The organism is Bacillus cereus group sp. BfR-BA-01311 (assembly GCF_022664295.1).
GTDB lineage: Bacteria > Bacillota > Bacilli > Bacillales > Bacillaceae_G > Bacillus_A > Bacillus_A cereus.
Genome location: NZ_JAKUHC010000015.1, coordinates 1 through 11,321, shown reverse-complemented (window position 1 = coordinate 11,321; position 11,321 = coordinate 1). Strand labels below are relative to the sequence as shown.

Below are 11,321 nucleotides of genomic sequence, written 5' to 3'. Positions count from 1 at the left end.
ATTTATCATACACATTCAAGCTGTGAAAATACCAAAGAATATTGAAAGTCATTTGTTTAAGCAACTTAGTAACTTAGTTTCAAATGAGAAGAAAGAACGAATAAAGCGTTTATTAAACTCATGCGACGTTAATAGGACCCTGATAGGGGATTTACTAATCCGATCTCTAATCTGCCAAAAGTATAAAATTAATAATGAAGAAATTAGATTTAAATATAATGAGTATGGAAAACCTTTTGTTGAAAATTTTTCTGACTTTCATTTTAATCTGTCACATTCAGGAGAATGGGTGGTTTGTACTACTGCTAATTTTAATGTGGGTATTGATATAGAAAAGATTTCAGAGATAGAGGCTCTTAAATTAGCAAAAGAATTTTTTTCAGCGGATGAATTTTATGATATATCTAATATGAATTCTGATGAACAAATTAATTGTTTTTTTGATTTATGGACATTAAAAGAAAGCTATATAAAAACGATTGGAAAAGGGCTTTATACCCCATTAAATTCATTCTCTATAAAAAAAGAATCACGAACTTTAATTTCATACAAGAATATAACTAAAAACTTTTACTTTAAACAATATAACATTGATCCAAATTATAAGTTATCTGCTTGTGCAACAAGGGATGAATTTCCGCAAGAGATAATAATTAAAGACATTTATGCAATTTTCCAAAATATATACAAATTTGAAAGTAAGGAGAAAATCAATGCAGAAGACTAAACTTTTTTGCTTTCCACATGCTGGGGGATCTGCGTTTAGTTACGCAAAATGGAAAAATCACTTTAATCCATATATTGAGGTAGTCCCGGTAGAGTTAGCTGGTAGAGGATATAGAATTGAAGAAAACTTGTACCAAAGTATGGAAGAGGCAGTAAATGATGTCTACAATAAAATAGTTATGCAGATAGATGATTCGCCCTACATTCTATTCGGGCATAGCATGGGAAGTTTGATCGCCTATGAAGTAGCCAGAAAAATAAAAGATTCTAAAAACGTATCGCCTGAATTTCTTGTTTTGTCCGGTAGAAATCATCCAAATAGTAAAATAAAAAATATCCGACATAATCTTTCTAATGAGCAATTTAAAAGAGAAGTTATTGCAATGGGAGGTACACCATCTGGGGTACTGCAATCAGAAGAATTAATGGAGATCTTTCTCCCTATTCTAAGAGCAGATTTTAAAATCGTTGAGACGTATATTCATGACAAAAATACACAACCATGTAATATTGATTTTCTTATATTTAATGGGGAAAATGATGAATTTACTACATATGATCAAGTAATAAAATGGGAACGATACACAAGTAAAACGTGTACTTTTCATTCTTTTGAAGGTAATCATTTCTTTCTAAATGAAAATATTGAAGAAATAGCAAATAGTATTAAAAGAAAGTTAGATTCTAAAAGATTATCAAATAGTTTTTAGAGTTTTATAAGTATGCTCATAGCTAAAAATATTAAAGGGTTTGAAGTATACACTTCTTGTGCAGATATGCATGGCAAAAAGACAATCGAGTACATTCGGTGGTCTTTTTCTATTTTTATGGAGTTTGTGGCGAAATGCTAGACTTGCTAGATTGTGGATCTAGTAGCCGTTGAATGTGCGGGTTCAAGTCCTGTCATTCCGACCACGAGGGGGGATAATTTAAGGGTAAAACAGGGGCCTCCAGAACCTCTGATGTGGGTTCAATTCCCGCCATCCACTTATACTTGTTCATTAAAAGGTTTCACAAACAATATGTAATACGTTATGGGTACTTACATAAATTTATTGATTTTCAGTTAAAAAGTATTGTGCGATTATACACGTTATGTTACAGTGATGTTACTAAGTTGTTACAAGATATCATAAATGTTTCGGTATTATTTCTTGTTATTTCCGTAATGTTACAAAAAACTATAAATATTGTTATGTGTATAGGAGTGTGTGTAGTAAAAAGTCTGAGTTGAAAGTACGTGCACACTTTAAATTTCCTTTTTGTCTGAATGAAGAAGACTACCAACTAATTAAGGGCTTTAAAGTAACCACTTTAAATAAAATGTGCTTCCTTTCCCACACACAATTGAGTACATATTTAAAGTACAGTCTAATTGCTACACAGACTCTTGTACATATAAACATTAAGGTGAAATAGAGATAAGAATTCATTACATAAAAAGCATTACCAAGCTAAACGTACAAAATATCATCTGTGCATTTTGATGAAATGTTAAAATGCCTAGATGATATTTTTTTGAAGAATTCTTGGATATGTTTATGAATAACAATTCCTAATACTTAATGATTCTCTACTACTAAAACATCCAATAATTTATGTAATTAGATTTATAGGGTGTATGTACATTCACTTATATAGGGAAAATGAGGTTTTTCATATGAAGTATAGTTATAAAGTGTTTATATTTATTTGGACAATTATTTTATTGTTTTTTCTACTTTATTTTGGTTACAGTGAAATTTCCGAAAACGAGCAAATGCCAGTCATAACAATCAAACAATAAAAATAAGAAATACTACAAAAGCAAAACATAATAAAAATAGATACCCGAAAATGTTTAAGAACAGGAACAATTACATGCATAAACAACCTTACGATTTCCATGCATACCCCACGTCATTTGGGCAATAGGGGAAAAGTATTATTATTTGGCGTGCGCAATCTTCCATCACTAGTAGAAACGGAAAGTTCCGTATACCTGCTGAAGGAAGAAGATGTTTACCTGCCAGGGGGCGGATCTATTCAGCATCTAGAAATATTGGAATTAAAAGTGTAGAAAACAAATAGTGAAAAGGGAACATATCTTGTGATTCCTTTTTTATTCTTGTAGATAAGTCTGGGGAGAAAACGGGGATTTCTGCACGTAACATAGATCTCATCGGTATACTAATTGTGTTTTACGTATAGCTGGGAGTTGGTGTGATGGTATTTGCAATGGATGTGAGATTCCGTCATTCTTTTCATGAAATTGAATCATTAGACATTCCAAATATATTGTTTCCGAGTCAGTGCAGGAAATTGTATCAAGTGATTGGAATCGGCATTCAAGAAGAATTCCGCAATCCCTATGTCATTATAAAAGAGCAACATGGTTCCGTTACATTCCGATTACCAGAAGAATTATCAACATGGGTGCAGAACAAATTATTACTTGTTAAAGGGGGCCAGTTTGTTTCCATACTGCATTTCAGTTAGCCATGCGAAGTTTTGTGCCATTTTTTGATCTCGGATATAAAAAGAATAGTCTGTCAGGTTAGGTGAGGAGATGCCACCTCTGACTTTCACATCATACGTAGGATGTGGTGTAACTTGAATCAATTCAGATTTATGATTCTGAATAAACATTCTAACCTTTTCAAACTTGTTAATTACGGGCTGTATCTCCATTTTAAACCGATCATAGGGATATGTTTTATTTTTATTGTAATACCTATCCAGTTCAATCAACTCTGACACTGCTGTATCAAATTCACTCTTTACTTCAGGATTTACTTTTTGCAACCATTCTTTTGCATAAGAGCGGAATGAAGATTTATAAAACAAATTCATATCAAAACCAGCTAATGTGAGTGGCTTTCCTTTTTCTTTTTGTTCTTTCATATAGGTAAATAATTGTTCAAGTTCCTCAGTTTTCCATACAGAGTATAAGGATTGTTTCATCGCTTCTGTAGCGGTTGAGTTATCAAAATTTTGCTGAACAGCTGCTGCTTCCCAAAGCCCTGTTTCAAATGCAATCACATCATATTCCAGGTGTAACAGCTTGAGAGGAAGTGCTGGAAGACGGGATCCCTAAGAAAGCAAAAAAACTAGGTGTGAAATAATCAATTATTTGTGATGGTGGATTCTCCTAGGTGGAGGGTTCGCCGTTTTTTATTATATGTTATGTTGTGGTTTTTATATAAAGCATATTGAAAAGATGGATTAAATCTTCTGGAATGATGTCTCCATAATTAATAACTTGTACAATACCTTTCAATTATCACTAAATCCATTCATATCAACAAGTTGTCCCATATATCCCTTTGTAGCAATATCTTTTAAAGTACGCTAAAAAATACCCTTTATTTTATCTTTATCTTATCTTTACCTTATCTTTAAATTTTTATATTAAACTTAAAACCTTAAAGTATTGATGTTTGAGTCTAAAAAGGGCGGGAGATAGATGCTCATTACATAGTTTGTAAATAACCAATTACCTTTGAAAAATTAAATTTTTTATACGAGGAGGAATATATGAAGGATACAAGTAAAAAACAAATTATAAAAGTGTTCCTTATTAGTATTTTAGGCTTAGTAATAATACTTGGAATGCTATATTTTAATCATAAAACCAATATTCAACAAAATAAAGCGCAAGCCACCGAAAAACGTGTATTGCAATATGAGTCTACCTTAAAAAAAGAATTAGAAAAATATAATTTAGGAGAGAAAACACCAATTTTATTAGGAATTATGTATCAAGAGAGTAGAGGTGAGGGAAACGATCCTATGCAATCATCTGAATCACTTGGATTAAAGCCAAATGAAATTCAAGAGACAAGCTTGAGCATTGAACAAGGGGTAAAACACTTTGCTAAAATGTACAAATATGGAACGGACAAGGATGTTAGCATGGATACAATTATTCAAAGCTATAATATGGGGCCAGGTTATATTGATTTTGTTGCTAGTCAAGAAGTTAAACAACACTCGGAGGATTCAGCCAAAAAGTTTTCTAAGATGAAAGTTGATCAAAATCCAGCGATGTATACTTGTGGTGGAAATAAAAATAATTTTAGGTATCCATATTGTTATGGTGATTTCACATATGCCACAAAGGTAAATGAAAAAACAAAACTTATTGAAGAACTTCTTCGAAATGTACATAGCTCTTCTAAATAAGTTGCAGAATAAAATATAATGATACCGTCAGTTAATAATAATAATAGCTAAGAAAAAACTACTTCCTTTCTTAATTCACATAATTTTCAAAAATAAATCCTGTGGATGTTAATATTTGTTATATAATATATTTGTCAAAGCATTACCCCTAAAGTTTCTACAGTCAATCTGTAAGATAGTTTGTTTGGCTCGTATATTCACCTTAAAACAAAAAGAACTTGTAGAGAGTCCTACAAGTTCTTTTTGTTTTAAGGGTTAAATGTGGATTTAAAATATAGTTGCAATTTTTTGAGGGGGAAAAGTAAATGTTTATAAAAACAGAAAGATTATTAATACGGAAATTTGAGTTCAAAGATTGGCAAGCTGTTCATGAGTATACATCAGATATCAATGTTATGAAATACATACCTGAAGGGGTTTTTACTGAAGAAAATACAAGAAACTTTGTGAATGAAAACATTGGTGAAAACGCTAAGAACTTTCCTGTAGTATTAATTCATAAAGATATTCTGATTGGTCATATAGTTTTTCATAAATATTTTGGTGAGCATACATATGAGATTGGTTGGGTGTTCAATCCTAAATATTTCAATAAAGGATATGCTTCTGAAGCAGCACAAGCTACATTGGAATATGGCTTTAAGGAAATGAAATTACATAGGATTATAGCTACATGTCAGCCACAAAATACCTCATCATATCGAGTAATGGAGAAGATTGGAATGAGAAGAGAAGGCTATTTCAGGAAGTGTATACCACATGGGAATGAATGGTGGGATGAATATTATTACGCTATTTTAGAAGAAGAGTAGTGCCTTGGAACGCATCATTTAAATTGACACTCCTATTCCTAAATAGGTAAGTTGACTATCTTTATTGGAGATTCTTGCTACTAAAGGCGAAGTTTATTTCCGGTATCGCTGACGTGCAAAACTTTGTATAATCTGATCTTATCTCTAAATCACAACTGTTACCCCATCACCATCAAGTTAAAGTTTCATTTTATTTTGCTAACTTGAGGGTGATGTGACGTAACCTTAATTATTTAAAAATTTTAAAAAGGCCCCTTAGCCATGTTAAAGGGACCTTGATCACGCAAATGATCTGTAAGCCAATTCATTTTTGATATACAGATCATTTGTATGATAATTTTTATAAATAATTGCTAAATAGTGAATTTACATAAATGCTTTTAGAAGTTCTTGAATTAATGGGATTGCTCCACCTATAAATTTTAAAACTGCCATTGCGATTTCCATATTATTCTCTCCTCTTTTTCGTATTAAAATGTAATAAATCTTTATAACTTTATTATAGTAAGCGCTTACAACAATAACAATACATTTCCGTATGCAATATTGCATATTTATACATTAGATCTCTATTATTCATTTTTTAATGGTACTATAGCGAGGTGAGAGTCTTTAAGGGTTCTCCTTAATAGGAGGAAATATGGAAAGAGTGCAAGCGATTTACAGTAATCAAAAATTTAAGAGTTGGGTTAAACAGGTATTAGCTGTAGGAGGAGTAATAGGGTGCTGTTATTTGGTGTTATATGTTTTCTGTTTCTTAGTTATCATGTAAATAGTATACAACTAAACTAGTAGAGTCTTGCCTAGAGAGGTAAGGCTCTTTTATTGTAGTACCTGGAGATGAGCAAACTACATACAATATCTCTCAGGTTTTTCAGATCACTTTGTAGGATTCCTTGTTTAGAACACTAATTCATATCATTGAAAACAGAATTCTATGGATAAAAAATATGTTTTTACTAGATACATACTAAAAAGATAAGCATAAATTATATTAGATTTTGGCAAAATCTTTTTGAATTGGAAAAGGATTTAAATCTTACTTATAGACTTGATTCCTTTTTATATACTATAATCCTTATATTGATACGTAAATATAATACAGTAACAATAAATTAAAAGCAAGAATTTTAGTAGCGGTACGTCCACACATCCATCAACTTAAGATTTTCAAACAAAAAATTCTTTTTTTAATTGATTAATAGTAAACGAGAAAGATTGGCAAATTAACAACTAAAGAGATTTCTTCAGGTAAAATCTATCAAAAGGTCCTTTACAAAATTTATACATAAGTCAATTATAAAATAATGTAAATATTATGTATTTTTGTAAAATAAATTCATTGACACTTGTGTATATAAGTAACTATACTCGTTACATCAAATTGAATGCGTGATAATACGATTTTATTATTATTACAAACATGTAAATATAAAAATAGAAAATCTCAATTTGATAAATACAATGGTAGAGGTGTTTATTTTAATGAAGCACAAATTAATTGCAACAGGTATCCTTGCAGGAGCTATATTATCCTATTCTTCTAATATTTTAGCAGATACTCATAAATTCCCTGATGTTCCTACATGGGCTGATAAATCCGTTAACTATTTAGTTGATAAACAGGTATTAAATGGTTATCCAGATGGAACTTTTGGTTCAAATGACTCCTTAGACAGAGCTTCGGCTACAAAAATTATGACAAAAGTTTTAGGTATAAAAATTGAGCCTAATGCAAAACCATCTTTTACAGATTCACAAAACCACTGGGCTACTCCGTATATTGCTGCTGCTGAAAAAGCTGGTATTGTTAAAGGTGAAGGGAATGGAATCTTTAATCCATCCGGAAAAGTAACTCGTGCTGCTATGGCTACCATGCTAGTAAATGCATATAAACTACAAAGCACAGCAAATCATAACGAGCAGGTTAGATTTGAAGATTTAAAAGGGCATTGGGGAGAAAAACATGCCAATATTTTAATAGATTTAAAAATTTCTAATGGTACCGAGAACGGTTGGCAACCAAATAGATTTATAACACGTGCTGAAGCTGCTCAACTTACTGCAAAAACAGATATGTTACAACAAAATTTAAACGATGAAAAAGAGATTACTACTGCTACCTCATATGAAGATTTAAATTTAACAGTGGCTTCGAAAATTACAGCTCAAGAGATTGATAGTTTTATTGCAAAATATCATTCAGATAGTCCCTTAGTTGGACATGGACAAGATTTTATCAATGCGCAAAATCAATATGGCGTGAGTGCTCATTATTTAGCGGCGCATGCGATTTTAGAATCTGGATACGGAAAATCAGAAATTGCATATCAAAAACATAATTTATTCGGTCTACGTGCATATGATGGAGACCCGTTTAAATATGCGAAATATTTACCAAGCTACGGCGATAGCATTGCTTATAACGCTAATTATGTACGAGAAAGATATTTAGAAGAAAGTGGTATGTATTATAACGGGTCAACATTAACTGGCATGAACGTGAAATATGCATCAGATAAAGGCTGGGCTAAGAAAATTGCGGGTATTATGGAACGTATTAAACCGTTTCGTGTAGAAGACTATACATATGCAAAAAAATTACCAAAGAATCCTGAAACATTAGATGTCGACGCGTTATCTAATGAAATTCCATATAAAATGTATGCAGACGGTTCAAGCTCAAATGTTGTATCATCAGCTACTTACTATCAGGTACCTTATCCATTTAATTTAAAAATTAAAAGTAGACCAGATGTAGCTGTCGAGGAGAATAAAGTTGGTACAGTAACTCCTGGAACAACCATCTTTATTTATCGTGAAGATCCGAATGGATGGGTAGAATTCTCTTTTGAAGCTAATGGAGAAAAATATTGGACATTAAAAAATAAATTAAGTATGTAATTAAAAAGATCTATTTCACTAGTTTTAAAAGTATGGGATTGGACAATTGATTCTCTAGATTGGAAATACAATAAATTACCCGTTGATGTAGCAGCTGCAAAGATTATTCAAAATGTCTTAGCAGGTGCGACATCCGCATACTTTTTCGGGAAAATGTTGCGCAAAGTAGGTTCATTTTCAACACTATCTCCTGGTTCACCGTAATCTTCAATGATGTAATATTCCTTATCTTTAATGTATATATTGAATATACGAATATATTGTGTTATGATATGAATTAGAAACTCGCGTGTTTCAAATACAACATTTTTATCTTTTTGATGACCTCTTATCTTTCCGTAAGAGGTCCTTTTTTATCCCTCCGTATTGCATAGCCGCTAAAATACTATGAAAAGATACTAGAGACTACTACAATGTGATATTCTCTAGTATTTTTTCTTTATCTATATTATCTATTGTTAGGTAAACGACGAATTATTACTTTTTGTATAATTTTCACAAAATAACTTTGAATCATTATTTATTTCAATATAAAATAATAAAGGTATATATATGAATAGGTATGTCCTTTTTATGTGATGATAATGCGAATTGAAGCGTAATACTGAAACGGTAAACGAGAAGAATCAGGGCCGAAACAGATAGTAAGGAGCAGACAATACTTATAATGAAAACGTTCATAATGGACTGTCTATGGATGGAGAAAAAATACGAAAAGATAAAAGGGGCAAATGAATATGAACAGAGCCTTTAAAGGTACCGTATTAGCAGGGATAAGTGTGGGTTTCTTGCTAGCTGGTTGTACAATAGAAACATATGTCCTAACGCAGTCCAGAATATAAGCAAGTAGATTAAGTATTCTAAGCAGATAAATGAAGACTATAGCGATGAAGAAATTGAAAGACAACTAAGAGGTATAGCATCCTGACTTTCTAAATAACATGAGTGTTTCTATAGAATGAATCCTTAGGAGGGCTATTGTGGAACCTTTAATCAATGCTATTTTATACTTTGTATTTTTATTTGGAGCACTGTTTCTTATACTGGGTACTGCATTGGTTTTATTAATCGTGGCTACATTACCAGTAATCTGGAAGAAAAATCTATCATTCCTAATGATTAGCTTAGGTATAAATATACTTGTCATTCCATTGTCTTTTTTTATTGGCGGGATGGCAACAGATTCCCCTGGTAGTACGATGCACGATTTTTGGGAAGTATTTTTGTTTATTCAGATATTTCCGTTTCCCCTAGTACTGCTATCTTTAGTTTGGTGGCTTGTGCGTCGAAAAAAAGAAAAAGTTCATGTGTAGCGTTTTTAATGCAAATAAGCTGTCCGTTTGGGCAGCTTATTATATTTATTACTAAGCGTGATTATTTCCAAAATGAATGCAATACCACTATACAGTTAAATTGAAGGTGAACCATATTGAAATCTTATCAAACTTTAGCCCACTTGTATGCATTAGGACTAGGCTGCGGACTTTGGAATAGAGAGGAGGTTATTTCATGGTGCGATAGGTTGATTGAAGCAAATGATCACCCGCCATATGAAATTATGGAGATATCTTTAATGTCTAAAGCAAAGCTGATATATATAGAATCGGCTTTACTGTCATATAGCCGCATAGTTGATGAAAACCCCTCGGTAAACATCCTTCTTTCAGTCTTAAATGAAAAGTTAGTAGCTCAGAAATGGAATATTAAACAAGCTATTACTTGCTCTACTCGATTACTAGTAAATAGAGGCCTGTATTGGGAAGAAGAATATTTTGATTTATACAGCCTTAATGATAGCTATGACTTAGCACAGGAAGGTATCCATTTTAATGAAAAAGATGTGATTTCTACTTATATCGATACATTAGGTGTTTTTCGCGTCCATTTTAACGAGTTTGAAGATCTCTATTTACAAGTCATGAAACAGAAGTGGCAAGGGTAGAAGGCAGGAAAAAGAATCATTGAATCGTAAGAGTTACTTCCTGTATTTATCACCAAATTTATCTAGCCAAGACAAATCTGTCTTCGTGTTGATGAATTTTTGTCTCTTAATAACTTAATGCTATCGTTTTTATTTTTTCCGACAGCAAGCTAAGTTAGCATGTTTAATGCATAATGAGACGCCTGTAAATGAGCATTACTATTTAAATTTTTACCAGAGAGTAATTTAGTTAATTAGTAGAAAAAGGAAGGGGCCTATTTGGCTCCTTCCTTTTTCTCATACATACATAACGCTTGTTGACAACTTATGAAATAATAGCATTCATCGCTATTAAAATATAACATTAAAAGCAATTAATTAGATATGTAATTTTGCATATATTGTACTATTTCATGAATAGGAACAAAACTATTTATCTCTTTCTGTATGGAGACAAATAGATTTAGGTTTACTTAAGTTAAGAAGATCTGATCATTGATTACTGGTTAAACCATATTTCTACGTATTTGAAAAAAATTATATTTGATGACGGATCTATTGTCTTTAAGACGGGAGATAAAGTAACAGAAGAAAAAATTAAGAAATTATATTGGGCAGCCAAGGAAGTAAAAGCACAATATCACCGTGTAATTGGAAATGATAAAGCACTAGAACCGGGTAATGCTGATGATGTACTAACAATAGTAATTTATAATAATCCAGATGAATATCAATTAAATAGACAATTATATGGATATGAAACAAACAACGGTGGAATTTATATTGAAGAGAAG

The 11,321-nt window shown here is 31.7% G+C and carries 10 protein-coding genes and 3 pseudogenes; 10 read left to right on the top strand and 3 right to left on the bottom strand.

Features of this window, described 5'->3' with window-relative positions; genetic code table 11:
• The first annotated feature begins 22 nt into the window (after window positions 1-22).
• From MR136_RS23970 to MR136_RS23960, 3 genes are all read left to right on the top strand, one after another.
• Window positions 23-727 (top strand): 4'-phosphopantetheinyl transferase family protein, encoded by a 705-nt coding sequence (locus MR136_RS23970; protein WP_017673986.1) that lies wholly within the window; start codon window positions 23-25, stop codon window positions 725-727.
• A complete protein-coding gene (locus tag MR136_RS23965) occupies window positions 714-1,436 on the top strand; it encodes a thioesterase II family protein (RefSeq protein WP_078421159.1) in 723 nt (240 codons plus the stop codon). The genes MR136_RS23970 and MR136_RS23965 overlap by 14 nt, the downstream gene beginning before the upstream one ends.
• Window positions 1,437-2,931: 1,495 nt before the next feature.
• Entirely contained in the window at window positions 2,932-3,204 is a 273-nt protein-coding gene (locus MR136_RS23960) for a hypothetical protein (protein ID WP_002164541.1), read from the top strand.
• On the opposite strand, the gene MR136_RS23955 is transcribed toward MR136_RS23960, so the two are convergent.
• The gene (locus MR136_RS23955) at window positions 3,157-3,747 is read right to left on the bottom strand and encodes an erythromycin esterase family protein (RefSeq protein ID WP_002183587.1); all 591 of its coding nucleotides are present in this window, start codon (window positions 3,745-3,747) and stop codon (window positions 3,157-3,159) included. The genes MR136_RS23960 and MR136_RS23955 overlap by 48 nt on opposite strands.
• 495 nt (window positions 3,748-4,242) lie before the next feature.
• On the opposite strand from MR136_RS23955, the gene MR136_RS23950 reads away from it, so the two are divergent.
• Together MR136_RS23950 and MR136_RS23945 are read left to right on the top strand one after the other, a co-directional pair.
• Window positions 4,243-4,890, top strand: coding sequence for a lysozyme family protein (locus tag MR136_RS23950; protein WP_000655735.1), 648 nt, complete (start codon window positions 4,243-4,245; stop codon window positions 4,888-4,890).
• Window positions 4,891-5,195: 305 nt separating this feature from the next.
• Window positions 5,196-5,702: a GNAT family N-acetyltransferase gene (locus MR136_RS23945; protein WP_242259645.1), complete on the top strand. Its 507-nt coding sequence runs from the start codon at window positions 5,196-5,198 to the stop codon at window positions 5,700-5,702.
• Window positions 5,703-6,068: 366 nt separating this feature from the next.
• Here MR136_RS23945 and MR136_RS23940 read toward each other — a convergent pair whose 3' ends face one another.
• Window positions 6,069-6,254: a hypothetical protein gene (locus MR136_RS23940; RefSeq protein WP_078421158.1), complete on the bottom strand. Its 186-nt coding sequence runs from the start codon at window positions 6,252-6,254 to the stop codon at window positions 6,069-6,071.
• A gap of 933 nt (window positions 6,255-7,187) precedes the next feature.
• On the opposite strand from MR136_RS23940, the gene MR136_RS23935 reads away from it, so the two are divergent.
• Both MR136_RS23935 and MR136_RS23930 read left to right on the top strand, forming a co-directional pair.
• Window positions 7,188-8,606, top strand: a complete 1,419-nt coding sequence (locus MR136_RS23935) for an S-layer homology domain-containing protein (protein ID WP_017673987.1) — start codon at window positions 7,188-7,190, stop codon at window positions 8,604-8,606.
• Between the two features lie 24 nt (window positions 8,607-8,630).
• A pseudogene (locus MR136_RS23930) lies at window positions 8,631-8,744 on the top strand (polysaccharide deacetylase); the annotation flags it as partial.
• On the opposite strand, the pseudogene MR136_RS23925 reads toward MR136_RS23930, so the two are convergent.
• Window positions 8,732-8,839 (bottom strand): annotated as a pseudogene (locus tag MR136_RS23925) (peptidase M56); the annotation flags it as partial. The pseudogenes MR136_RS23930 and MR136_RS23925 sit on opposite strands and share 13 nt — an antisense overlap.
• A gap of 747 nt (window positions 8,840-9,586) precedes the next feature.
• On the opposite strand from MR136_RS23925, the gene MR136_RS23920 reads away from it, so the two are divergent.
• The 3 genes and pseudogenes from MR136_RS23920 to MR136_RS23910 form a co-directional block, all read left to right on the top strand.
• Window positions 9,587-9,919, top strand: a complete 333-nt coding sequence (locus MR136_RS23920) for a hypothetical protein (protein ID WP_139365851.1) — start codon at window positions 9,587-9,589, stop codon at window positions 9,917-9,919.
• Between the two features lie 116 nt (window positions 9,920-10,035).
• Window positions 10,036-10,548: a protein kinase gene (locus tag MR136_RS23915; RefSeq protein WP_078421157.1), complete on the top strand. Its 513-nt coding sequence runs from the start codon at window positions 10,036-10,038 to the stop codon at window positions 10,546-10,548.
• Window positions 10,549-11,057: 509 nt separating this feature from the next.
• Window positions 11,058-11,321: pseudogene (locus MR136_RS23910) on the top strand (collagenase); the annotation flags it as partial.